This is a genomic window from Streptomyces sp. NPDC048417 (genome assembly GCF_040651615.1).
GTDB lineage: Bacteria > Actinomycetota > Actinomycetes > Streptomycetales > Streptomycetaceae > Streptomyces.
In genome coordinates, this window is the sequence record NZ_JBEZKI010000009.1 from 18,214 (window position 1) to 41,795 (window position 23,582).

At 66.3% G+C, this 23,582-nt stretch carries 21 protein-coding genes and 6 pseudogenes; 7 read left to right on the plus strand and 20 right to left on the minus strand.

Annotation, left to right across the window (positions count from 1 at the left end; translation table 11 throughout):
* Positions 1-546 precede the first annotated feature (546 nt).
* The gene (locus tag AB0D59_RS15685; protein WP_362565109.1) at positions 547-1,134 is read right to left on the minus strand and encodes a TetR/AcrR family transcriptional regulator; all 588 of its coding nucleotides are present in this window, start codon (positions 1,132-1,134) and stop codon (positions 547-549) included.
* A gap of 120 nt (positions 1,135-1,254) precedes the next feature.
* Here AB0D59_RS15685 and AB0D59_RS15690 point away from each other — a divergent pair.
* Positions 1,255-1,600, plus strand: a pseudogene (locus AB0D59_RS15690) (alpha/beta hydrolase); the annotation flags it as partial.
* A 178-nt stretch (positions 1,601-1,778) separates the two neighbouring features.
* On the opposite strand, the gene AB0D59_RS15695 reads toward AB0D59_RS15690, so the two are convergent.
* On the minus strand, positions 1,779-2,279 hold the full coding sequence (locus tag AB0D59_RS15695; protein ID WP_362565111.1) for a helix-turn-helix domain-containing protein: 501 nt from the start codon (positions 2,277-2,279) through the stop codon (positions 1,779-1,781).
* A 102-nt stretch (positions 2,280-2,381) separates the two neighbouring features.
* Here AB0D59_RS15695 and AB0D59_RS15700 point away from each other — a divergent pair, with 102 nt between their 5' ends.
* The 3 genes and pseudogenes from AB0D59_RS15700 to AB0D59_RS15710 all read left to right on the plus strand — a co-directional run bounded on the left by AB0D59_RS15700 (position 2,382) and on the right by AB0D59_RS15710 (position 6,090).
* Entirely contained in the window at positions 2,382-3,479 is a 1,098-nt protein-coding gene (locus tag AB0D59_RS15700; protein ID WP_362565113.1) for a Glu/Leu/Phe/Val dehydrogenase dimerization domain-containing protein, read from the plus strand.
* Positions 3,480-4,111: 632 nt separating this feature from the next.
* Positions 4,112-4,444 (plus strand): annotated as a pseudogene (locus AB0D59_RS15705) (helix-turn-helix domain-containing protein); the annotation flags it as partial.
* Between the two features lie 773 nt (positions 4,445-5,217).
* Complete coding sequence (locus AB0D59_RS15710) at positions 5,218-6,090, plus strand: YceI family protein (protein WP_362565532.1); 873 nt, start codon at positions 5,218-5,220, stop codon at positions 6,088-6,090.
* Positions 6,091-6,304: 214 nt separating this feature from the next.
* On the opposite strand, the pseudogene AB0D59_RS15715 reads toward AB0D59_RS15710, so the two are convergent.
* From AB0D59_RS15715 to AB0D59_RS15735, 5 genes and pseudogenes are all read right to left on the minus strand, one after another.
* Positions 6,305-6,553, minus strand: a pseudogene (locus tag AB0D59_RS15715) (transposase); the annotation flags it as partial.
* A gap of 222 nt (positions 6,554-6,775) precedes the next feature.
* Positions 6,776-7,129, minus strand: coding sequence for a DEAD/DEAH box helicase family protein (locus tag AB0D59_RS15720; RefSeq protein ID WP_362565115.1), 354 nt, complete (start codon positions 7,127-7,129; stop codon positions 6,776-6,778).
* Positions 7,130-7,365: 236 nt separating this feature from the next.
* Positions 7,366-8,454: an alkene reductase gene (locus AB0D59_RS15725; protein ID WP_362565117.1), complete on the minus strand. Its 1,089-nt coding sequence runs from the start codon at positions 8,452-8,454 to the stop codon at positions 7,366-7,368.
* A 63-nt stretch (positions 8,455-8,517) separates the two neighbouring features.
* Positions 8,518-9,123: pseudogene (locus AB0D59_RS15730) on the minus strand (NAD(P)-binding domain-containing protein); the annotation flags it as partial.
* Positions 9,124-9,140: 17 nt separating this feature from the next.
* Positions 9,141-10,151, minus strand: a complete 1,011-nt coding sequence (locus tag AB0D59_RS15735) for a zinc-binding dehydrogenase (RefSeq protein ID WP_362565119.1) — start codon at positions 10,149-10,151, stop codon at positions 9,141-9,143.
* 107 nt (positions 10,152-10,258) lie between these two features.
* Here AB0D59_RS15735 and AB0D59_RS15740 point away from each other — a divergent pair, with 107 nt between their 5' ends.
* Positions 10,259-10,867 (plus strand): TetR/AcrR family transcriptional regulator, encoded by a 609-nt coding sequence (locus tag AB0D59_RS15740; protein ID WP_362565121.1) that lies wholly within the window; start codon positions 10,259-10,261, stop codon positions 10,865-10,867.
* Positions 10,868-11,006: 139 nt separating this feature from the next.
* Here AB0D59_RS15740 and AB0D59_RS15745 read toward each other — a convergent pair whose 3' ends face one another.
* The 5 genes and pseudogenes from AB0D59_RS15745 to AB0D59_RS15765 all read right to left on the minus strand — a co-directional run bounded on the left by AB0D59_RS15745 (position 11,007) and on the right by AB0D59_RS15765 (position 12,589).
* Positions 11,007-11,177 (minus strand): hypothetical protein, encoded by a 171-nt coding sequence (locus AB0D59_RS15745; RefSeq protein WP_362565123.1) that lies wholly within the window; start codon positions 11,175-11,177, stop codon positions 11,007-11,009.
* A gap of 128 nt (positions 11,178-11,305) precedes the next feature.
* Positions 11,306-11,647, minus strand: coding sequence for a class I SAM-dependent methyltransferase (locus AB0D59_RS15750; protein ID WP_362565534.1), 342 nt, complete (start codon positions 11,645-11,647; stop codon positions 11,306-11,308).
* 35 nt (positions 11,648-11,682) lie between these two features.
* Positions 11,683-11,892: pseudogene (locus tag AB0D59_RS15755) on the minus strand (IS256 family transposase); the annotation flags it as partial.
* Between the two features lie 88 nt (positions 11,893-11,980).
* Positions 11,981-12,352, minus strand: a pseudogene (locus tag AB0D59_RS15760) (transposase family protein); the annotation flags it as partial.
* 12 nt (positions 12,353-12,364) lie between these two features.
* Positions 12,365-12,589, minus strand: coding sequence for a hypothetical protein (locus tag AB0D59_RS15765; RefSeq protein ID WP_362565124.1), 225 nt, complete (start codon positions 12,587-12,589; stop codon positions 12,365-12,367).
* A gap of 521 nt (positions 12,590-13,110) precedes the next feature.
* On the opposite strand from AB0D59_RS15765, the gene AB0D59_RS15770 reads away from it, so the two are divergent.
* On the plus strand, positions 13,111-14,268 hold the full coding sequence (locus tag AB0D59_RS15770; protein ID WP_362565126.1) for an alpha/beta hydrolase: 1,158 nt from the start codon (positions 13,111-13,113) through the stop codon (positions 14,266-14,268).
* A gap of 301 nt (positions 14,269-14,569) precedes the next feature.
* Here the strand turns inward: AB0D59_RS15770 and AB0D59_RS15775 are convergent, their stop codons facing one another.
* The 4 genes from AB0D59_RS15775 to AB0D59_RS15790 all read right to left on the minus strand — a co-directional run bounded on the left by AB0D59_RS15775 (position 14,570) and on the right by AB0D59_RS15790 (position 19,377).
* Positions 14,570-15,961, minus strand: a complete 1,392-nt coding sequence (locus AB0D59_RS15775) for an FAD-dependent oxidoreductase (protein WP_362565128.1) — start codon at positions 15,959-15,961, stop codon at positions 14,570-14,572.
* A gap of 216 nt (positions 15,962-16,177) precedes the next feature.
* Positions 16,178-17,941, minus strand: coding sequence for an MOSC and FAD-binding oxidoreductase domain-containing protein (locus tag AB0D59_RS15780; RefSeq protein WP_362565130.1), 1,764 nt, complete (start codon positions 17,939-17,941; stop codon positions 16,178-16,180).
* A 122-nt stretch (positions 17,942-18,063) separates the two neighbouring features.
* Positions 18,064-18,354, minus strand: a complete 291-nt coding sequence (locus tag AB0D59_RS15785) for a hypothetical protein (protein WP_362565132.1) — start codon at positions 18,352-18,354, stop codon at positions 18,064-18,066.
* A gap of 156 nt (positions 18,355-18,510) precedes the next feature.
* Positions 18,511-19,377, minus strand: a complete 867-nt coding sequence (locus tag AB0D59_RS15790; protein ID WP_362565134.1) for an alpha/beta fold hydrolase — start codon at positions 19,375-19,377, stop codon at positions 18,511-18,513.
* Positions 19,378-19,944: 567 nt separating this feature from the next.
* Here AB0D59_RS15790 and AB0D59_RS15795 point away from each other — a divergent pair.
* On the plus strand, positions 19,945-20,892 hold the full coding sequence (locus AB0D59_RS15795; protein WP_362565136.1) for a pyridoxamine 5'-phosphate oxidase family protein: 948 nt from the start codon (positions 19,945-19,947) through the stop codon (positions 20,890-20,892).
* A gap of 369 nt (positions 20,893-21,261) precedes the next feature.
* Here the strand turns inward: AB0D59_RS15795 and AB0D59_RS15800 are convergent, their stop codons facing one another.
* From AB0D59_RS15800 to AB0D59_RS15815, 4 genes are all read right to left on the minus strand, one after another.
* On the minus strand, positions 21,262-21,459 hold the full coding sequence (locus AB0D59_RS15800; protein WP_362565138.1) for a helix-turn-helix domain-containing protein: 198 nt from the start codon (positions 21,457-21,459) through the stop codon (positions 21,262-21,264).
* 99 nt (positions 21,460-21,558) lie between these two features.
* Complete coding sequence (locus AB0D59_RS15805; RefSeq protein WP_362565139.1) at positions 21,559-22,347, minus strand: aquaporin; 789 nt, start codon at positions 22,345-22,347, stop codon at positions 21,559-21,561.
* Between the two features lie 204 nt (positions 22,348-22,551).
* A complete protein-coding gene (locus tag AB0D59_RS15810; protein ID WP_362565141.1) occupies positions 22,552-23,025 on the minus strand; it encodes a nuclear transport factor 2 family protein in 474 nt (157 codons plus the stop codon).
* Between the two features lie 77 nt (positions 23,026-23,102).
* Positions 23,103-23,261 carry a hypothetical protein gene (locus AB0D59_RS15815; protein WP_362565143.1) on the minus strand — a complete coding sequence of 53 codons (159 nt, stop codon included), beginning with the start codon at positions 23,259-23,261 and terminating at the stop codon, positions 23,103-23,105.
* Positions 23,262-23,582 lie beyond the last annotated feature (321 nt).

The window sequence follows — 23,582 nt, forward strand, 5'->3', positions numbered from 1 at the left end:
TCGCGCATTCCGCCCGGCTTCTCTGTGCCGTGCAGCGGAACAGGCTGTGCCCGTCTGCCGCCGACCCGACGTCTACTTGCAATAGCGAATCCGCGGGTCGTAGGCCAAACGTAGACCTTATGGACCATACAGTCAAGAACTTGTGTCCTCTTCAGGCGCATTGCGAAGTCCGTGGATCAATGCACCAGTTGGCGAATCGCCGTCGGCGTGCGGAAATGAGGCGCGAGCGAGGTCCCGCGCGGACTTGGGTAGCCTGGAGACTTTGCCGTCAGGGCCCGTGCGCAATGGGCCGGCGCCGTCGGCTGCCGGAGCGTCGTCCGGCCCGCGTTGCCGCGCAGTCGATGGCGCAGCCGCCCGGCCGGAGTGCCTGCTCAAGGGCGTGGCGAAAGGGGCACGCCGTCAACCGCGCTGGGGCGGGCGCCCGGGCCACTCGTGGGGGTGCTCGGAGGGCAGGTAATGCGCGTGCTCGCAGCCGACTCAAGCGGGTCCACCCGGGTCCCTGCCGGTCGGCACGTCACCTGTGAAGGGTGCTGGCCCGCAGGATGGTCAGTGTCGGGAGAGTTGCTTGAGGGCGGCCTGGCTTATCTGCAGCAGAGCTGAGCCGTCCATGCCGGTCTTCGCGAGAAACTCGATGCCCTGCATGACGGCAAGGAGCAGCCGCCCGACCTCCTGGGCGTCCGCCCCCGGTTCGGCCGTCCCCTCGTCCTGGGCTTCCTTCACGCAGGCGATCAGAAGATCCTCGACCGCTTGGTAGCTGCTCCGGGCCCGGGAGACGACGTCCGGATCATTGCTGTGCAGCTCGGACGTGCTGTTGGCCAGAAGACAGCCGCGCCGCTGCGGGTCCTCCGTGAATCCCTTGGCCACGCCCTCAACGAGCAGGGTCAGGCGTTCGAAGGCCGTACCGGGCCCGGTCAGGACCGCCCGGACGCCGTTGAGCTGTTCGTCGCGGTAGCCGTCCAGCACGTGCAGGAACAGCTGCCGCTTGTCGCCGAAGGCCCCGTACAGACTCCCCTTGCCCAGTCCCGTGGCGCCCGTCAGGTCCTGCAGTGACGTCGCCGCGTACCCCTGATTCCAGAACAACTCGCGCGCAGACTCCAGAACCTGGTTCTCGTCGAAATTCCGCGGTCGTCCCATGTTCAACAGCATACGTCCTTCTTGACCTATCGGTCCAGATCGTGAGCGCCCGGCTGCATGCGGCACACGGGGGGACAGGCTGGGTGGTGGCGGGGTGTGTGGCGCACGACTCCCCCCGGCGCCCCGGCGACCTGGCTGCACGATCAGACTCTGCTGGACCGGCCCGGCAACGATGAGGTGCAACTGGCGCTCTTCCGCGACTACCCGACCAACATCGACGGCTACCCTCAACTCCAGGAATACTTCTGCACCAGCCAGGTCCCGCTCCTGGCGGTCTGGCAGGTCCCGCTCCTGGCGGTCTGGGGTGCGGGAGACGAGATCTTCGGACCGGACGGGGTCCAGGCTTTCACCCGCGATCTGCCAGACTCGGAAGTTCACACTGCCGACTGGGCACTTCGCCCCGGAGACGCACCTCGACGCCATCAGCGGCTACATCCGCGGGTTCCTCGGCCGCGTCCTGGACTGAGATGCAGCCGGTCTTGACCGCACCCCATGCGTGAAGCCGTCGGAGTGCCCCGCGGCGCGCGAAGGTCGTCTGCGCGGCGGTCCAGAAGCTGAGCTGATCCGGCTACGAATGGAACTGATCAACGTCGCCAGGGCGCTGCCGGGACGAGTTGCGTACAGGGGGCGGTCCGTCGGAGGGATCAGTCTGCCGCCTCACTCTGCGACAGTCCGGGGGCTGGAACGACCTCGAGTTCGCTGGGGGCGAGTGTGTGGCCGTCGGAGCAGGAGAGTTCCACGTGTACGGGAGCATCGCAGTCTCGGTGCCGCAGGCGGACTGGACCGCCTTCCGTTCCCGGGGTGGCGTGGCGGTCGCCCCACTCCATCAGCGCGAAGTAGGCGATCAGGAGCTCCTGGCCGGGTTCGGTCAGTTCGTAGCGGTCGCGTGTTCGCTGTCCGGGCGCCTGGTAAGGGATCCGCCGCAGGAGTCCGACCTCGACGAGTTCTCGTAGGCGTTTGGCCGTTGCGGGTGCGCTCAACGGGGTGTGGCGGACGAAGTCGTTGAAGTAGGTCGTGCCGTAGAAGGCCTCGCGCAGCACGAACAGATTCGAGGGCGTCCCGAGTACTTCCAGGGCCCGTGCCGCTGAGCAGCGGTGTTCGCTCCAGCTGTCCCGGTCGGTCAGCGGGCCAGTGAGTGCCGACATCACACCATCCCGTCTAGCGAAGCAGCAGACTTATGTTAGCTTAAGCCAGATCTGACTTAGCTATCGTTAAGTCAGCCCGTATCTGAGCTGGAGGGACTGGGCATGCCGTCACGCACTCTGGAGACCACGCTCGATCATGAGTGGTTCCTGGTTCGGCAGGGGCGCCGCTCCGGCCTGCCAGTGATCATCGCCATTCACTCCACCCGCCTCGGCCCTGCCGTCGGTGGCATGCGGATCGCTCGATACGACTCCCCGGCCGACGCGCTGGTGGACTGTCTCCGACTGAGCCGCGGGATGACCTACAAGGCCGCCGCGGTCCGCAATGGCACGGGCGGAGGAAAGACTGTCGTCCCGCTCCTGCCCGGGGGCCCTCAGCGCCTGGACGGCCAACTGCGGGAAGCCCTGCTGCTCGATGTCGCCGAACTGGTCCACGATCTGAACGGCGCCTACTACGTGGCCCCCGATGTCGGCACCAGCTCCGCCGACATCCAGCTCATGCGCCGTCGCACCCCCTACGTGGGCGGCTATTCCGCCACAGCCGATGGCCTCGGGGCCACTACCTTCGGGACTGCCGCCGGCGTCGAGCATGCGATGAACGCAACCGCCGCGCATCTGTGGGGAACACCGCATCTGCGGGGGCGTGACGTGGTGGTGATCGGATTCGGCGGCGTCGGGCATGAGCTCGCCAAGCGCCTGCTCGCACAAGGCGCTCACGTGCGGGCGACCGACGTCGACGCCGGGCGACGCTCGGCCGTCGAAGCGTCCGGAGCGCAGTGGGTAGAACTGGACGGCGCGTACACCCTTCAGACCGACATTCTGGCGCCCTGTGCCCTGGGCGGCGCTTTCACCTCCGAGCTCGTCGGCTCACTGCGTTGCCGGGCGATCGTCGGCTCGGCCAACAACCAGCTGGCCCACGACGCAGTGGCACAGGACCTGGCCAAGGCGCGGATCACCTGGGTGCCGGACTTCGTGGCAAACGCCGGCGGGGTCATGTATGCGTCCGGCCTGGAGCTTCACCAACTGACCCTGGCTCAGTCCCTGCAGCGGCTCTCCTCCATCGAGGAAGCCACCGCACGGATACTGGAGGACAGTGCGAATGAGGCAGCAACACCCCTGGCCGTCGCCTACCGTCTCGCCGAAGACGTCCTGACCGCCGCAGGAGCCCACCGACTGAACGGAAACACCCCCAGTACCACTTGATGCGATACCGAGGAACCCCGGCACGAAAGCTCCCCTCTCACCCGATAGCTCTGGTTGCGCTGCTCATTTCTCTAGCGATATCGGCATGCGGGATTCCCTCCACCAGTGTGGTTCAGGTGGGCGAGCCTGCGACCGGGATAGATGTGCGGAAGATTCGTGTCTACTTCTGGTCCGGCGGGAACCTGACATCACTGCCACGACTTGTCGATACCACAGGAAACGTACAGACCGCGGTCGAGTTGTTGTTCGCTGGGCCGACCGAGGACGAAGCGGCCCGGGTCACCACAGAGCTTCCTCGACTGGCGGTCGATCCTCTGGCCTTGTCGAGCCACGGCTCCGTGACGATCGCCCTGCCTGAACTATCCGTTCCCTTGAGTCACGCAGCCATGGACCAACTGGTATGCACCGCTGCGCGCGCCGAAAAAGATACTCTTACACCTCGGACTCGCGAGCCCACGATGAACCACGGCCCAGGAGAAGTAAAGAAGCGGATGAGAGTCCATGTCAGCGGCTCAGGTTGGAGTTTGACGCAGACAGCATGTCCGATGCGCTAGCGCAAAAGATCCTTCTCCGTGCCCGATCGCTGGCTTGGCCACCTGATTTTCTATCCACGAATGGAATGTAGTACTCACATGTCAGAGCTGGGAGCACACGACGCAGGCCCGTGCCAGCAGGTCGACGACAGTATGGCCCGGGTCTTCCAGCTGTTCGGAAAGCGCTGGACGGGCCTGATCGTGGCCGTGCTGCTGCCGCATCCCGTCCACTTCGCCGACCTGCGCCGGGCGATCCCCGGCATCAGCGAACGGATGCTCTCCGACCGCCTCACGGAACTCGGCGCCGCGGGACTCGTCGCGCGCGACGTCGACGAAGGTCCCCCGCTGCGGGTCTCGTACAGTCTGACGGAGGCCGGCGCCGCGCTGGAGCCCGCGCTGAAGGAACTGGGCAGCTGGGCGGAGAAGCATCTCCGAGCTCAGAAAGTGAGCCGGGCTGGGCAATATGCTTCGGGGAGCCGAAGAGCCTTTCGCTCGAAATCCCGAAATGGTGAGCCAGACAAGGATCACCTCCTCGCTCGGCTCACGGACACCGCCGACGCTTCCAGCTTCGTCAACGGCGCCGACTGTTTCGCCGACGGCGGCCAGGCTCAGGTCTGACACCCACGTAGCGGACATCTGCATACCCAGGCTCCCCGAACAACTGTCACCTGCGGGGCTCGCCACCCAAGGGGGTGACAGCCTGCGCCCAGTTCGCCGCGAGCCGCAGGCGGGGGTTCCATGAAATGCCATTCCGCTCAGTCATCGGGAAGTATGTAGAGGGATTGTCAAGAGTTTCGGATGGCGTCACTCACTCCGACCCTCAAACTGAAAGGGCAAAACGGATTTAGTGTATTTACCGCCGTCCAGATTCGCCGGCGTTAGCAACCGCTGCCGCGGAGGACCTCGTCCGGAGAGCAGCTAACATGCACCCCCGCACCGGGAGGTGGGTCGCTGCGCGGAGCATTGGTCGGTTACTTCTATTCGGGCTGCGGTTCACCAGGTGTGAGTGTCACGAACGTCAGGTTGCGTACAGGTTGCATGCATGAGCACCTCTCTCTTTCGACCCGTTTGCATCGAATGGCGCCAAGTGATCGAATAATGTCTCAAACAGCGGCCCGTTCGACGACCAGTCGAACCGTAACGGCCGCGAAGCTTCATTGCACAGGGGTACACACACCATGATCCATCGTTTTCTTGGTCGCCCGATGGCCGCGAACGCGCAAAACTCTATATCTGGACTTTCCGTGCCGTCCGGTGCAGGTCTTCTCGCGTGCCGCGTTCTCGATTCTGCGACCCAGCCGGTCAGGCACGCCGAATTCACTGTGAGCGACAGAAACGGTCATAAGGTTGTGGGCGGGGAGACTGACCCCTTCGGCATGATCTTGGCGATGGTTCCCGTTGGGGAATACCGGCTCGCTGTCTCGACAGAAAGTTTCAGCCCGTACCGGGGAAACGAGTCTGTCGTAGAGGAGGGAAAGTGCACCGGGGTGAAAGATATTCTGCTCCAGGCAGCACCTTTGATCCCTTTGCCAACCCCCGGCGAATGGGAAATCGAACGAGCTCATACCCGAATTTCCTTCGCAGCCCGGCACATCGGACTGGGCCGCATCTTTGGCCATTTCAACAACTTCTCCGGGGCGATTCGGGTCGGGGAGTCGATGGAAGAGACGGCAATGCATGTCGTTATCGACGCCGCCTCGATCGACACCAATGTAAAGATGCGTGACGAGCATCTGCGGTCCGCGGATTTCCTGGACGTGGACCAGTATCCGACCATGGAGTTCTACAGCGACCGTTTCGTTCATCGCGGCGGAAACAACTGGGCGATCACCGGCGGACTCACGCTGCACGGAGTCACGCGCACGGTAACCCTCGACGCTACATACGGCGGTCTGCGCGTCGGTATGGAAGGTGAGACCCGTGCGGCAATCCGGGCCACCACCGAGCTACACCGCGAGGACTACACCATCAACTGGCAGTCGATGCTGGCCCGCGGCATCGCAGTCGTTGGCTCCAACATCAATATTGAACTCAACGTCCAGATCGTCCCCAGGGGCACCGAGCTGGAATTCAAGTGACACCTCTTGCATGTAGTCGGCCCGCTGTTCGCCGATCGACCCGGCCGGAATGTATGCGGACGTTCTGCGCGGCGTATAAACGGTGCGCGGGACCGCATTGGCCGGTTCGAGCTGATGCTAATAGGACTCCGTTAGGTCTTTCTTGATCTTGTTGTTGTGCGGGCTTTGGTGGGGAGGGGTTGCTGGCAGCTGGTACAGATTCCGGTCCAGCACCTCAGGGTGTCTTGGAGGGCGTCGAGGATCTGGTAGAGGGTGATGCTGGTTGCGATGCTTTTGGGGCCAGGCGCTGTTCGGTGAGGAAGGCGTGCGCGGCGGTCACGAGGGTGATGTGGTGGTGCCAGCCCGGCCAGGAACGGCCTTCGAAGTGGTCAAGGCCCAGACCGTGCTTGAGCTCTCGGTAGTCGTGTTCGATGCGCCAGCGGACCTCGGCCAGGCGGACCAGATCGGCGGTCGAAGTGTCGGGCGGGAGATCCTGGGCGAGCGGATACTCGAAGATCTTCTTGCCGTAGACCGGCTCGGAGTCCATGGGATTCGCCGACGCATCCAGATCCGGCTCGGCGATTCGGCGGCGGCGCGGGCGGCGTACGTCCGCGGACTCCGCCAGCCAGATCGAACGGTGGCACCGAGCGGCCGGTGCGCTGCGCCGCCTCGATCTTGTCCAGGGAGTCGTAGGTACAGAACTCCGTCACCGCGTCCAGGACCCCAGGGGCGACCGCCGACAGCGCCGCGGCCAGGCCGGCGGCGTCGCCGGTGGAGCCAACCTTCGCCTCGGCCAGGCTCTGGTGGGCCCGGGTGTCCATCGAACACACCGCCACCATCCCTCGGCCCGGCCGTCCTTCCGCCAAGCCAGCGCGGTCTGCGCAATCAAATCCAGCGTCGGCACCACCACCAAGGTCAGCTGTGATCCGGGCGTGCCCGCCAGACGGATACCGACCAGCGTCTTGCCCGTCCCGCACGCCGACACATACAAGCCCCGCGGGCCTGGACGATGCAGATGCCGTACCGCGCGGTCGTGCCCGTTCTGCTGGTCGGGGCGCATGGTGACCTGCCTGGCGGCGGGCTCCGGCTGGCGGGGCTGGCGGGGCTCATACGAGCCATTCTCCCCGGGTGCCGCGAGGCGAAAGTGCCGGGAAGGGGTGGATCTGCCCAATGCGAACGGGCCCAGTTCCGTGGCTCGGGACTGGGCCCGCTGCTGCAGGTACCCGACCTGTGGTGTTGTCCCATTTGCTATGGTTCGCGACCAGTAGCGTTCAGGGAGTCGGTCGGCTTCCTTGCTCAGCTGGCGGAGAAGGCGGGGTAGTCGGTGTAGCCCTCGGCGTGACCGGCGTAGTAGGTGTCCCGGTCGCCGCCGGCCAGCGGGTGGCCCTGCGCGAAGCGCTCGACCAGGTCGGGGTTGGCGATGAAGGGCTCGGCGAAGGAGACCGCGTTGACGATCCCGTGGTCGAGGATCTCGTTGCCGAGGGCCTGGGTGAAGCCGAGGTTGGCGACGATGTTGCCCTGGTAGTGGGCGCGGTAGCGGGAGAAGAGGGCGGTGCGCTCCTCGATGGTGCCGGGGGTGCCCAGGAGGTGGAGGTAGGCCAGGTTGCTGTCACTGAGCTTCTTGAGCAGCTGGTCGTAGTCGGCGAGTGTCTCCTCGTCCGCGGTGAACGTGGTTCCGTTGGCCCAGCCCGGGGACATCTTCACGCTGATGCGGTCGCTGCCCCACACGTCGCTGACGGCGTCGAGGATGTCGAGGAGGAACTGGGCCCGCTTCTCGCTGCTGCCTCCGTAGGCGTCGGTGCGCTGGTTGAGACGCGGGTTGAGGAACTGCGGGATCAAGTGGGACTGCTGGGCGTGGATTTCCACGCCGTCGAAGCCGGCGCGGCGGGCGTTCTCGGCCGCATGGCGGTAGTCGGCGATGGTGGCGGCGATCTCAGCAGCGGTGTAGGCGCGCGGGGTGACGGTGTCCTTCGGGCCGGAGGGGGTGAAGGACTTCTCGCCAGGGTTGATGGCCGAAGGTCCGGCGGGCAGGCGGCCGCCGAGGTGGTCGGGGTGGGAGGCCGCGCCGAGGTGGCCGAACTGGGAGACGATCCGCCCGCCGACCTCGTGGACGGCTTCGGTGACCTTCACCCAGCCGGCGGTCTGCGTGTCGGTGTAGATGCCGGGCGCGTGGATGAAGCCGATCGCGTCGGGGTTGACCCAGGTTCCCTCGGTGACGATCAGGCCGGCGCCGGCGCGCTGCGCGTAGTAGGTCGCGTGCAGGTCGGTGGGGGCCAGCTCGGCGTTCTGAGCCCGGGCGCGGGTCATGGGGGCCATGACGACGCTGTTGGGGAGCTCCAGCGCGCCGAGGCGGACGGGCTGCAGGAGGGGCTGGGTGGTGTTCATGAGCAACTTCCTTGTGCTGAGGGGTGGATGAGGAGGAGAGCGAGGAATGGGCGAGGGCCCGGCTCAGTCCTGTTTGAGGGCGTGGAGGCCGGAGAGTGGGCCGCCGAGCTGCATGAGGCGTCCGCCCTGGCGCAAGGAGCCGAGGTCGACGGGGGCGAAGCCGAAGGCGGCGGTGAGGTCCTTGACGGTGGTCTTGGCGTCGGCGTCGTCGCCTGCGAGGAACAGCACCTGGCGTCCGGCCTGGTGGCGCGGGTCGGCGGCGATGTACTGGCCGTAGAGGGTGTTGAACGCCTTGACGACGCGGGCTCCGGGCAGCAGTGAGGCGACGTGTTCGCTGCCGGTCAGCTCGCCCAGGTCGGCGATCTTCGTGTGCGGGGGCGGGGAGGCGAACTGGTTGGTGGCGTCGATGACGATGCGCCCGTCGAAGGGTGGCAGGCCGGCTACCGCGTCCGGGATCTGGGGCCAGCCGACTGCGAGCACGACGAGTTCCGCCGCGGCGGCTTCCTGCGGGGTGCCGGCGTGGGCGAGCGGTCCGAGTTCGTCGGCGAGGCCGGCCAGGGAGGCGGGGCCGCGGCTGTTGCTCAGTACGACCTGGTGGCCGTGGGCCACGGCGTGGCGGGCGATGGCCTGGGCGACGGTTCCGGCGCCGAGGGTTCCGATCTTCATGGCGGTGCCCTTCGTGGGGTTTAGGGTGCGGGGCTGGTGAGCAGGACGGTTCCGCTCTTGCCGGGGCGGCGGACATGGTCGATGGCCTTCGCGAAGTCGGCGAGGTCGTAGCTGGCGGCGACCTCGAAGAGTTCCGGGGCGGTCGCGGCCAGACGGGCGGCGAAGGCGACGTCCTCGGCCCGTTCCTCAGGGGTGCGGGCGGCCATCCAGTGGAAGACGGACGTGCCCTGCACGGTCAGGGCCCGCGGGGTCAGCGCGAGCGACTCCAGCGGCGTGCTGCCGGAACCGAGCCCTCCGTAGGTGATCAGCGTGCCGCCGTCGGTGAGCAGCCCGGCCAGTTCACCGGTCAGGGATCCGCCCACTGCGTCCAGTATGACCTGGGCACCCCGGCCGCCGGTCGCGTCCTGGACCTGAGTGCGCCAGTCCGCGTCGGCCGTCGAGATGGTCGGCAGTCCGGGGAAGCGCTGGCGCAAGGTCTGCGCCCCCGTGGCGCTGCGTACCAGGTTGACCAGCGGGATGCCGTGCTTGAGTGCTGCGGCGCTGACCAGCTTTCCCACCGACGAACCGGCGGCCGTCTGCACCACCGGACCGGCCTGGCCGTGCTGGGCGTCCTCGACCGCCCGCAGCAAGGAGAGCAGGGTGAGTGGGTTGACCAGCATCAAAGCCGCGGTCTCGTCGCTGAGTTCCTCGGGCACCGGCACCACAAGATCGGCCGGCGTCGTGACGAGTTCGCTCCACGCGCCCGGCACCGGGAAGAACGCCACCCGCTGACCGGGCCGCAGATCCTGCACGCCCTCGCCGACGGTCTCGATGACGCCCATTCCCTCCACGCCGGGAATCCGTGGCGTGGCGAACCGCTGCCGCGGCCCACCCGCAAGGCCCTCCACTCCCGCCAGGTCGCCGTGGTGGATCGGCCGGGACAGCACCCGCACCCGCACCTGCCCGGCCGCGGGCGCAGCAGGGGCCGGCTGCTCGCTCAGGCGTAGTACCTGCCCGGCTTCTCCGTGCTGGTCGTAGGCGATGGCGCGCATGACTCTCCCTTTCCACGATCTATTGATGATGAGCATCATTGGAACTCCTGCTATGATGAGAGGCGTCATCAAAAAGGTCAAATCGAGAGCGACGCGAGAGGACGGCCATGCCGCGGATCACCAAGGAGGACAAGGCCCGCAACCGGCAGAACATCCTCGAAGCGGCGGGCCGCATGTTCCGCTCTCAGGGCATCGACGCGGTCGGTATCGCCGAGCTGATGAAGGAAGCCGGACTCACCCACGGCGGCTTCTACAACCACTTCGCCTCCAAGAACGACCTGGCCGTGGAGGTGTGCGGTGCCTCCTTCGCCGCCTCGCTCGGGGGCCTGGCCCGGACGATCGAGGACGGTCCGGGCCAGGCCGGCTCTCCGCTGGAGCGAGTCGTGGCCGGCTACCTGTCCACCGCGCACCGTGACGCCCAGGACGGCGGCTGTCCCTCCGCCTCCTTGGTCACCGACGCCGGACGGCACAGCGAAGCCGTGCAGAGCGCGTACGCCGAAGGCGTCGAGGGGTATCTCACCGGCTTCGCCGCCGAGTTCCTGCGTGAAGCCGAGGAGAAGGGGCACGAGCTCGACCCGGGCGAGGCCCGCCACAGGGCCATCCGCCTGCTCAGCGAAATGGTCGGCGCGCTGATGCTCGCCCGCGCCGTACGCCACGTCGAGCCCGAGCTCTCCGACGAGATCCTGCAGACCGGCCGCAGCCACGCCCTCGACTGACGCGGCTCAGGGCTGCTGCGGGACGTGGAGCTGAGGCGTTCGCGAGAGACGGCCCGGCCCCGACGAGTGCAGGAATGGACACGCTCCCTACAAGGCTGATCGGTGAGTAATTGTCAATACCCGTGGATCTGAGCTGCGTTCATGCTGATGTGGGCTTGCGGGCGAGGATCTGGATCCCCGTTGACTCGTGCCCGTTCATGGTGGGCACCGTGATGGTCCGGGTGTCGACGTTCTGGAAATCGGTGAGCAGGGTGGAGAACCTTTCGCGGGGGTGGTGGCGGCAGACCGCACCGTCGCCGGTTTCGAACACGCCATAGCTGCCGTAGTGATCAGCATGGCGGCCGTAACGGCTGCGGTTGCGTTCGTCGTCCTGCAGCAGAAGATCGCTGATGTAGAGGAACCCGCCGGGCTTGAGGATGCATCAATCGGTGCTGGGCTTCATCGCCGGGAATGCAGGTCAGCACGGCGAAGAGCAGAACGGCGTCGAAGCCTGCGTCCGGACAGGGCGAGGCCGGTGGTGCGTCCAGGGCGGCAAAGCGCATGGTGGGGGTGCAGGCGGCGTGCCCGACTGATCATTGCCGGTGAGGCGTCGACGCCCGTGAGGTGGTCGAAGCCGTGCTGTTCGAGCTCCTTCATGATGCGGCCGTAGCCGCATCCGTAGTCGAGGATCGCGGCGTGCCTGCTGATCCCGTCGAGCCAGGGCAGGTGGAGCGGGTGGGTGAATGTCTTGGTGGCCGCGGCGGCGTCCCAGTAGGGAACCTGGCTGTCGAGGTCGGACATGGCAGATGCCTCTCTGGGCGCTTGGCTGAAGCCGGTCATGCTGCCAGGGCGGCGGGGCGTTCGACGAGTTGGCCGCGTTCGAAGCGGGATCCGGCACGGACGAGGGCGACGAGGTGGGGTGCGTTCACCGCCTGCCACCGCTGCTGGGCGGACTCGACGAGCTTGAAGACCATGGCGAGGGCGGCGGTGCGGGAGCCGGCGCCGCGGGTGACCTTGGTCCGCAGCCGGACGGTCGAGAACGTCGACGCCTTCAGCCGCGGCATAGGCAAAGACATCCGCCAGCGTGCGAAGCCGCACGTCGGGACGGCCTGGCACGGCGAAGCCACGGGCAGCCAGGAGCGGGCGGATTTCGTGGACGGCCCGGGTGATCGTGCAGCGGTCCACGTCGTAGAGCACGGCCAGCGCCGCGTGTGGGAGTTGGAAGCGCAGGATGACCAAAGCAGCGATGACACGGTCGGTGAACACCAACTGGTGACGGGGTCCTGCGCCAGCCGCACGCATGCGGTCGTGGCCCCGGCGGTCATGCAGTCGCCCCTCTTCCGATGCCGTCCATGCGTCGGCCAACTCGCCGATCAACTCGCCGAGTCGACGGCGCTGGAGACCAGTGAAGATACGGTGGGACAAGGCCGCGCGGGCTAGGTGTTGCATCACAACAACACCAACTCGCGCGGCCTTCTCCACGTCCCCGACCGCTGGACCCGGCATTGCCGGTGCTCGTCAGCCTTGCCGCCGGCGCCGCCGCAGAACACCAACGGTGCCGCTAAGGGCCACAAACAGAGAGCCGCCCACCAGCCAAGGCAGGTTCGAGGTGACAGATGCCGCGGGGTGGTTCTCGAAGACCATCCGTGACATCGCTTCCCCGAGCAGCCCGCCGGTCAGCGTGAGCCCCCAGAACATCAGAAGGATCGTCCAACCGTTCCGGGCACGAATCCAGTCATTCACGCGGTCATCGTGCGCCCAGCGTCCCATCGGTCACAAGCCAGCCCGCTGAAAGGCAATGACCGCCGACACCAAGATCACGACGCCCCACCCACAATCGAGCACAACCTCGTAAGGGGAAGCTTCTAGCCGCGCCTTGCCCCTGCGGCCGTGCCAGTCCATGGCCCGGTCTCACACGGTGTGGGCGGTTGCATCACCTCAAGCTGGCCGCTCTGCAGGGACGTCAGACCGTCCGGCGCAGCCGTTCAAGGTGCGGGAGGACGGCGAGTCGGGTGAACGCGGTGGCCAGTCGGGGCGCCAGGGCCAGGTGCGGCGATTCTCAGGCGCGGATGGCATCGTCGGCTGTAGGCGTGCCCGTGCCTGCTTTCTGGCATCGACAGTCTGTGGCAGCCGATGTCCGGCCGCCACCCGATCCACGCAAAGTGGCGATGACGCCACTCGTTAGGATTAGCTCTGGTGGTCTGGGGTCAGATTCCTCCACACGATGGTCCGGGGGCCTTCGATCAGGAATGAGAACCACCACCATGACCTCCGTTCCCGATGTCTCCATACGGCGCAGGGCCCGCTACGGCATAGCTGCGGCGCTCGTCGCAGCCAGCGTCCTGAGCGCCTGCGCCGACCGGACGGGCCGCACAGTGAACCCCCGGGAAGACCCTGCTGCCGCGGTGGCCGACAGGGTCGCGCCGAAGTACGCCCCGTGCGGCAAGCCGCCGGTGAAGTTGGAGAAGCAGGACCAGGACTTCCTCAACCAGTTGGCGGCCGCCGACGGCCCACCGCTGTACACCCTGTCCTACAAGGCCGCTCGCCAGGTGCTCGACAAGCTGCAATCGGGGCCCGTGGCCAAGCTGCCCGCCAACATCACCGAGCGGACAGTCCCGGGCGGCCCCACCGGGCCGGTGTCCATCCGTGTCGTCCGGCCGGCCGGCGTCAAGGGCCCGCTGCCCGGCATTGTCTACATCCACGGCGGCGGCTGGGTCCTCGGCAATGCGATGACCCACGACCGCCTGGTACGCCAGATCGCCAACGGGGCGCGGGCCGCCGTGGTGTTCGTCAACTACACGCCCTCCCCCGAAGCCCAATTCCCGGTCCCGATCGAGCAGGCCTACACAGTCGCCCAGTGGGTCGCCCGCAACGGCCGCACGATCGATATCGACCCCACCCGGCTTGCCATCGCCGGTGACTCCGTCGGCGGCGACATGACCGCCGCCGTCACCCTGATGGCCAAGCAACGCGGCGGACCGCACTTTGTCCGGCAGGTCCTGCTCTACCCGGTCACCGACGCCCGCTTCGACACCGCCTCCTACAATCGGCTCGCGGAGGGCTGTTGGCTCACCCTCCCGGCCATGAAGTGGTTCTGGGATGCCTACGCCCCCGACCCCGCCGTCCGCGCCCAGCCACTCGCCTCACCGCTGAACGCCAGTGTCGATCAACTGCGTGGCCTCCCCGAAGCACTGATGATCACCGACTCGGACGCCTTGCTCGACGCGGCCAATGCCTACGCCGCGAAACTGCAAACCGCCGGAGTTCCCGTCACCCTCTCGCACTACGGGTCCATCACCCACGACTTCATGATGCTCGACGCCCTGGCCGGCACCCAGGCCGCCAAGGACGCCGTCGCGGAGACCACCGGCGCCCTCCGCGAAGCCCTCTACGCCCCACGCCAGCCCGGGCGGGGCAAGTGACACCGCGGCGCCCGCCGCTGTAGTGACCTGCACCACCGGTGATTGGGTGGCGCTTACCCGCTCCAGGACTGAGAAGGCGGCCGCGGTCGCTCCGGACACGTCGCGTAGACGCCCCCAGCGCCGCGGTCACAGGTCCAGGACCAGGTCCGCCAGCGGCTGCAAGGAGCAGATGGGGTGTGGACTCGCGCGGAAGGCTTGCTACTGACAACGGTCGGCTGACCGACGGCACCGCCCTGATCTGCTGCTCGCGTCTTCCTGCGGACGTCGACGCGGACCTGCGATCGCTAGGGCGGTCACCTCGTTAGTCCTGGAGTACGGCGAAGAGAAGATTCAGTCCTTCGGTCATGGTGGGGTGCGTGATAATCATGTCGCGGAGGGCGGTGTAGGGGAGATCGGCGAGCATGGCGGTCTGCACTGTGGTGAGGGTCTCGCCACTCTCCGGGCCTAGGAGGGCCACGCCCAGGATGCGGTCGGTGCGGGCGTCGACCACGGCCTTCCAGAGGCCGTCCGTATCCCGCATCGTACGCGCCCGCGGGATGGCGGCCACCGGCAGTCGGGCGACGCGCACTTGGTGTCCGGCGGCACGGGCCTGGGACTCCGTGAGCCCGATGCGGGCTAGTTCCGGGGTGAGGAAAGTGGTGTGGGGAACAAGCCGGTCCTTTGTGGAGCGGGAACCGCCGGCAAGGTTGGCCTTAAGGATCCGGTAGTCGTCCAGGGAGATGTGTGTGTACTGCGGGCTGCCGGCGACGTCTCCAGCGGCCCATGTGTGTGGGGCGGAGGTGGCCAGGCGGTCGTCGACGGCGACGAAGCCGGCTGCTGTGGTCCGGACCCCGGCGGCAGGGAGGTCAAGTCCGGCAGTGACGGGTCGGCGGCCGACTGCGACAAGCACCTCGTCGCCGCTCAGCACCGTGCCGTCGGACAGTGCCACAATGACCCGTCCGTCCGCGCCCCGTCGGACGGAGGTGGTGGAACGGTGGGTGAGTACGTCAACGCCACCGGCGGCCAGCAGGCTGGTGACCGCCTGCGCAATGTCTTCGTCCTCCCTCGCCAGCAGCCGCGGGCCCCGGGCCACAAGGGTCACCCGGCTGCCGAAGGCCGCGAACATGTCCGCGAACTCCAGACCGACCGTGCCGCCGCCGATCACGATCAGGTGCTCCGGCAGCCGCTCCAGGTGCAGCAGGGTCTCACTGGTGAGTACACGCGCGTCCGCCAGGCCTGGGATGTCGGGCAGGAGTGGGGTCGTCCCGGTGTTGACGACCGCTTCGGCGCCGCGCAGCCTCCGGGTGCCGCCGCTGTTCAGGGTCACCGCTACCGTGCGTTCCGCAGTGAAGCGGGCCTCTCCGAGGATGAAGTCCATGCCGGAGTCGACGAACTGCTTGTGATTGATGGTGACCATGCCTTCCACCACGCCGGTCTTATGCGTGCGCAGCAGTTCGGCGCTGGCCTCGGGGGTTTCAGTCACAAACCCCAGCTGTCGCGCCCGGGCGAAGGTGCGCATGGCGCGGGCGCTGGCTACCAGAGCTTTGGTGGGGATGCAGGCGACGTTGATGCAGGTGCCGCCGATCATGCCCCGCTCTACCATGGCGACCCGTTTGCCGCTCCTGGCCCAATCCATGGCGAGCGTCTTGCCGGCCTTTCCGCCGCCTACGACGAGCAGGTCGAACTCCTCAACCGGGTCGACCATGTCGACCATCTCCGTCCTGTGTGGCATGCCCTCTGCCGCGGTCCGTCGAAGGAAAGGAGGGGCACGTGTCGTCGTGGGTAGATCACTCCTGGTTCCTGGGGCGTCCTCGGTGGGGACTGACATGCCGGACGGCGGACTACCTGCGCCCGCAGGTTTCGCCGAAGGGCCTGGAGGTGGAGGCTTCGCAGTGACGATGCCGGTCTGTGCACCGGCATCCTGGTCGACTTACAGATCCAAAACGACGCCTTCGGTGGGCTTGGAGCAGCAGATGAGGATGTTGCCTTCGGCTGGTGGTTCGACCGGATCAGGTGAGTAGTCGACGGTGCCGGACATCAGGGCGAGTTCGCAGGTGTGGCAGACGCCGGTGCGGCACGACCACTGGACGGGGACGTCGCACGCTTCGGCGAGTTCGAGCAGGGAGTCCTGACTGTCGTTCCAGGGGACAGTGAGGCCGCTACGGGCGAAGGAGACGGGAGGACCGGTGCCGACGGGGCCTGCGGGCTGGTGGGGCGCGGGTGCGGTCGAGGAACCTTTCACTCCCGGGGTGAGGGAGGGCCCGGCGCCGAAGATCTCGGTGTGCACTCGCGACGTTTCCAGCCCGGCGTCGACGAGCGCGGCGGTGACACTGTTCATGAAACCCACGGGCCCGCAAAGGTAGGCGTCGGCGTCGGTCGGCAGGCCTAGACCCAAGATGCGGTCGGCCGAGAGCCGGCCGGCCTCTGTGTAGTCGACGCCCTTGCGGTCGGCGTCGCTCGGTTTGCTGTAAAAGATGCTTGACCGGGCGTTCGCAAGGCCTTCGATCAGGTCGTGGCTCTCCTGAGCAAAGGGATGCTCGGTGCTGTCACGGGCTGCGTGCAGCCACCACACCTGGCGCGGGGAGCGGTCACGCGCAAGCGCGTGGAGCATGGCCAGCACGGGAGTCGCCCCCACTCCCGCGGACAGCAGCACCACCGGGTTGTCGCCTTTGGACAGGCAGAACGTTCCGCGGGGCGCGGCCGCGTCCAGGGTGTCGCCGACGCGTATGTGGGCGCGTAGCTCGTTGCTGGCAGCGCCGTGCGGTTCGACTTTGACGCTGATGCGGTAGGTGCCGGTGCCGGACTCGCCGGACAGGGAGTAGGTGCGGATCAGCGGCGGCACGTCTCCCTCGATCGGGACCTTCACGGTGAGGAACTGACCGGGCAAAGCAGTGGGCAGTGCTGAACCGTCGGCTGCGGCCAGGGACAGTGAGAACACACTCCGGCTCTCGGGCTCGATGCGCGTGACGGTCAGCGGGCGGAAGCCGGGCCAGCTGGGCGGCGGGGCAGTGGCGGCCTTGTTCAGCCCGGCGCTGCCCGAGGAGCCGTCGGCCGCCTCGCTGTCGGCCTGGTCCAGGAGAGTCTGCATGGAGCCCTGCCAGCCGGGACTGAGGGCCGGGATCCGCAGGGCCCGTTCGACCTGCTGGCGTGTGTGTCCAGGTAGGTAGAGCACTCGGTCGATCTCCTCGACGGTCATCGCCTCGGGGCCTGTGGATACCTTGACGATCTCCTGCCCGGCCTCGACCTGGCCCTCCTCGATCACCCGCAGGTAGAAGCCGGGGCGGTGGTGGGCCACGAGCAGCGCCGCCATCTGCGGCTCTCCCATACGCAGGCCCACGCGGTAGCAGGTCACCCGGGGCTGGGTGACTTCGAAGAGCGCGCCGCCGATGCGGTAGCGGTCGCCGATGCAGACCTCGTCGTCCGGCAGGCCGTCGACGGTGAAGTTCTCCCCGAACTGGCCGGGCGCCAGGTCGTCGCGGCCCAGCTCCTTCGCCCAGAACAGGTAGGAATCGGTCTGGTAGACCAGTACCGCCCGCTGTTCGCCGCCATGCCCGCCCAGATCACCCTGGCCGTCGCCATCGATGTTGAGGCGCCGCACCATCTGCGGCCCGGCGACGGTTTGCTTGTACACGCCGGTGTGCACCGTCCTGCCGTGCCAGGGCACGTCGCGGGGCATCCCGACGTTCACTGCCATCAACGTGGCCACCAGCCACCTCTCTTACCGCTACTTCCCATGTCAGGAACTGGTAGAGCCTTGACAGGGAAGCGACTTGCATCGGTTCCGGGCCTCTTGGCCGCCGTCTCAGTCGCTTGCAGTCACGGCCCTGGCGACCAGGTCGGTGTCCTCGTACAGGTGCAGCCGGACCAAGTACCCAACTCGACGGTGAAGTGGAAGGCGACGAGCATTCCGACGTGGCGGCCGTTCGCTTTCACGGCAAGGCTGAACCGGCCCAAGGCCGCCGCGTCGGCGCCGTCGACGAGGATCTTGTCGATGCTCGTCTCGCTCTTTTCCGGGACGAACACCGGCCACAGAGTCTTGAAGGGGAACCTGTTCGTGTCGCGTGCGCCGACCGGCCCGCGGCAGCATGCTTTGGTCTCCAGGCACAAACCAGTCGATCTCCTCGGCGAAGACGTCGGCGACGCACTCACCGAGCAGCCGGAAAAACCTCCCGCCGGTCTCTCGGACGCTGGCCTCCTGGGCTGTTTCATGAGTCATGACTCCTCCTTTTTCGCCCAGGTGCAGCCCAGGATTCCGTCCGCGCCTCAGGTGAGGACGCGACCGAGGAACCCGTGGATGTAGCCGCTGATGGCATCCAGGTGTGTCTCCAGGGCGAAGTGCCCGGCCGGCAGCAGGTGGACTTCCGCGTCGGGCAGGTCACGGGAGAACGCCCGCGCGCCGTCCGGCCCGAAGATCTCGTCCCTCTCGCCCCAGACCGCGAGCACCGGCACCTGGCTGGTGCGGAAGTATTCCTGCAGCTGCGGGTAGCCGTCGATGTTGGTCGGGTAGTCACGAAACAGTGCCAGCTGCACCTCGTCGTTGCCTGGCCGGTCCAGCAGGGCCTGGTCGTGAAGCCAGTTGTCCGGGCTGACCAGGCTCTTGTCGGTGGCACCGTTCTCGTACTGCCAGCGGGTCGTCTCCGAGGCGAACTTGGCCCGCGCGCCCGGTTCGGTGTCGGGTCCGGGAGCGGTGGCGTAGGCGAACAGGTCGTCCCAGAAGGGCTTGGCGAACCCCTCCATGTAGGCGTTGCCGCTCTGCGAGATGATCGTGGTGACTTCATAGGAGGGACTGAGGGCCAGCCGCCACCCGATGGGTGCCCCGTAGTCGTGCACGTAGATGGAGAAGCGCTTGATGCCCAGCTCGTCGAGCAGCCCCCCAGTAATATTGGCCAGGTTGTCGAAGGTGTAGTCGAATTCTCCGACCTTGGGCATGGACGACTGGCCGTAGCCGATGTGATCGGTAGCGATCACGTGATACCGGTCGGCCAGTGCCGGGATGAGATGACGGAACATGTGTGAGCTGCTGGGAAATCCATGCAGCAGCAGGACGACCGGTGCTTCAGTGGGACCAGCCTCGCGGTAGAAGACCTCTTGGCCGTTAACAGTTGCTGTTTTGTGGTGCGTGGGGAGCATGACGACCGACCTCCTGGGATCTTCGAGCGCGGAATATGCGTCAAATCCGCCCGCAGGCAACCCCTTTCGCTGCGATGATCGGGAGGGGTGGTCACCTGCTCAGGCTCGGGAGTGTTTTCCCCTCGGCGGCGTGGCGCCTCGAGACAGATGGCGTTGGGCACAACGTGTTCACGCTAGACCCGCCCCCCGGGGACAGCAACACAGAGACGGATAAATGCGACCTTTTAGATTTCCTTTGCAGATGGCGAAACGGGAATCGCGGATGCATTAAGGCACGAGGAGGTTGCGGAGGGTCACCGTCCCGCCTCTGCGGAGCGCAACTTGTCTGTACAGCGCCAAATACTCGGGTGGGCCCGAATTCCAAATATGCGTCTTCACTTATCACTGCGCCGCCTCGCGATGGCTGCGGGGCTACGCTGGAATGAACCGTCCGCTCCCACCCATCCATCGGATCGTCGGCCGTGCGGGTAGCCAGCTCTAGCGTGGTCATACGCGGCATGAAAAATTCTTCTTCCGACCGTATGCCGCCGCTGCCTGAAGGCGCTGGCAGCAGTTAGGAAGGCCACCATGAGCAATAGCAGCTCCCATCTGGCCTCCTACCATAAGGGTGAGTTGGCCGCTCAGGACCGCGCAGGATTCCGTGAGCACGCCGATCACCTGCGCCCGATCATCAGTGACAGACTTCCCCGTGGCGCCCGCGACTTCCTTGCCGATCTGCGGTTCCTGATTGTCGGAGCAACTGCACCGGACGGTCAAATGTGGGCGTCCATGGTGTACGGACAGCCGGGATTCCTGCAGGCGCTTGGCCCTCGCGAGGTGCTCATCGGAGCGCGCCTTTTGGACGTCGACCCGCTGGCGGCGGTCTTGGCGGCACCTGCACTTGCGGGCACTCTTGCCATCGACTTGAAAAACCGTCGACGCCTGAGGATCAACGGTCGGACCGTGCCCGCGGCAGGGGGACTCAGACTTTCAGTGGACCAGGCATACGGCAATTGCCCCAAATACATCCAGAGCCGCGAACCGCAGGAGGCAGCACCTGCGCCCAGGAAGCCCCAGGTGTCGGAGAGCAGCGAACTGCTCCCGGAGCAGCGCCGGATGATTGACACCGCGGACACGTTCTTCATTGCCTCCGCTTCCACGGCGGGTGACGCCGATGCCTCCCATCGCGGCGGCAACCCCGGCTTCGTCAGCAGCCTGTCCCCGCAACGGGTCCAATGGCCCGATTACGAAGGGAACACGATGCTGATGACCCTGGGAAATCTCACCGTCAACCCGGCCGCGGGCCTGTTGTTCATCGACTGGAAGGTCGGCAGGACCTTGCACCTGACAGGTACGGCGGTGATCGACTGGAGTGCGGACACCGCCGCTGAATTCCCCGGCGCGGAGAGAACGGTGGAGTTCCAGGTGGCCAAGGTCGTCCAGATCGACCACCCGGACGGCGCCCTGGTCTGGTCCGCGCCGCAGTATTCACGGTTCAACCCGCCGGTGGCGCCGGCAACCCCAGGGGGACCTTAGCCGGGCCACAGAGTCACCCGCCACGGGGCCCGGTAAGCAGCCCAACACGGAAGTGAGCAGACGCCACCCACCCATCGCCCGACGGCGCGTCAGGTGGCCGGAAACTTAGGGCTAGGGTGTCCAGATCACTGGTCACAGGGGGCTACTTGCCCTGGGCTGAAAGGGCGAGGAGTGTCGGCGGCACAGGGACCGGGCCGCCGCGCCCAAGGGTTTCTGAATCGGCGGGACCCTCCAGGAGGTCACCCCCGTGCTCACCGCGCTCGGGTACAAGGTCCTGGCCGGCGCCGTCACCGTGACCACGGCACAGCAACTCGCCGCGATCGCCGGGCACGACCCCACCCTCCCGTAATCCCCACCAAGATCGACGAGTTATTGATCGGCAGGCCCCTGTCCCCGTTCCCGCCACTGCCGGAGCCAACGCTCCACCGAACGCTCGCTCACCCTCGGCGCGGCGGCGATCTCTCCGTCCTTCTTCCCGCCCTCGAAGCGGACGACTGCCTTCAGTCGGATCCGCTCCCGCATGACCCTCTCGGTGTCGGTCAGGCCGCCGCCCTGCGCGTATCTCACCGTCCAGCCGTACACAGAACGACCCCGGCCCGTCAGGCAAACGGCCCCGACATCACCCGATCAAGTTCAGTAGTGAACTGCGACTGGAGTATTAGCTTTTCATTCAGTCCGGCGAAATTCGTTATAGAGGCAGTTTTTGAGGTGGCACACGTAAGCCCTATCATGTATAAGCTTCCCACATGGAATGGCACGCCGCCTCATCTGATGCATTATCGCCGCACCGAGAGAACCGCACACAGGGGCCAGCAGATACACCCACAGATCCCCCCACGTGTTACTGATGGCGGCGGGAGCGAGGCTCCGTGCAGGGTTCAATCCAGCTCCCGAGACAGGTGCCGCGAGGAAAACCAATATGACCCCCAATGCACCAGCCGCCGCTGCGGCAAAGGGCATCAAGCGAGGCCTCTCAAGAAGAACCAATATTAGAGAAATGAGCAGAAAAGTCGCCGCCGTTTCGACTGCCAAGGCTGCCCACGTTCCCATGGGTCCAGGAACCGTAACCATCAAACGTGAATTCTTGACTCGATGTCCCCAGATAAACGACACAATCACTGCCCCGGCAGCCGCTCCAGCAACCTGGGCCACTATGTAGGCTATGGCACTCTTCGCGCTTATTTTTCCTAGTCGCAAGAAGGCCACGGTGACAGCTGGGTTGATGTGTCCCCCACTGATGCGACCCAACGGAGAGTAGATAATGAGAGTTCCACAGAGGGAGAAGATTACAGCTGTGAGGAGTCTCCGCAAATCCCCGCTCGGAATGAGTGACATCATGGGAGAATCCTGCGAAAAATCCATAACTATTGCGTTTAGGCCAAAAAGCAGCAGGAGAGCGGTCCCGGCAAACTCAGAGAAAACCTCACGCCATCCGACCACAGTACCTCCCCTCATGCGCTCCACGCTCAATCGCACGAAACTCGGCGCCCGCTTGTTGTTGCGAGGATGCAGAATTTAATGAAACGGTCCCACTCGGACTGAGTGCAGCCGACGCCTTAAGGGCCGGCCGGTTGCTCGGCGGCGCTAAAAATCTGCAGCACCGCCGAACAACCCGGCTCCCAGGTGTGGTCGTATCAGCTTCGCTTGGTCCTACGGATGTCAGAGGTCGAGTTCACTCAGACCCGGGTGGTCGTCGGGGCGGCGGCCCAGCGGCCAGTGGAACTTGCGCTCCGGCTCCTTGATCGGAAGGTCGTTGATACAGGCGTAGCGCCGGCGCATCAGGCCGTTGTCGTCGAACTCCCAGTTCTCGTTGCCGTACGAGCGGTACCAGTTGCCCGAGTCGTCGTGGCACTCGTAGGCGAAGCGCACCGCGATCCGGTTGCCGTCGAAGGCCCACAGCTCCTTGATCAGCCGGTAGTCCAGCTCCCGCTTCCACTTGCGCGTGAGGAAGGCGACGATCTCCTCGCGGCCGTTGGCGAACTCGGCGCGATTCCGCCAGCGCGAGTCCACGGTGTAGGCGAGAGCGACCTTCTCCGGGTCGCGGGAGTTCCAGCCGTCCTCGGCCAGACGTACCTTCTCGATGGCCGTCTCCCGGGTGAACGGAGGAAATGGGGGGCGCGATTCGTCGGTCATGTCGACTCCTGAGTTCGTGTCGTTGTCTCATAGAGGGGCGCGGATACCCGGGAGGGGGAAAGCCCGTCGCGCGCTGTTCACCACTGATAGGGCAGAAACTTACCGTTGAGCACGATTTCCACCCGGTCGCCCTCGGGGTCCGGCACGCGCTTGATGACCATGCGGAAGTTGATGGCGCTCATGATCCCGTCGCGGAACTCCTCGTGGATGGGTTCCTTGAGGGTCGGCCCGTCCACCTGGAGCGCCTCGTACAGGCGGTAGATCGTCGGATCAGTGGGGACCGCGGCGCCCAGCGTGCCGAGGGCGAGTGGGCTGCAACTGGGGCGCTTTCACGACGTTCTGGCCCAAGCCCATGGCGGACGCGGCGGCTTCGGCCTCGGCGGCCGCCATCGGGTTCTGCCCCAGGGGGGCCGCCGTGGATCAGATGACCGGACGGCCGACCGCCTCTGCCAGCTGCGCCCAGGTCACACCGTGCCCGATCAGGGCGCTGCGGACCGTGTCCGCCGCTTCCTGCTTCGTCATTATCGTGATCCTCCCGGTATCGCTCCGCTGTGGTG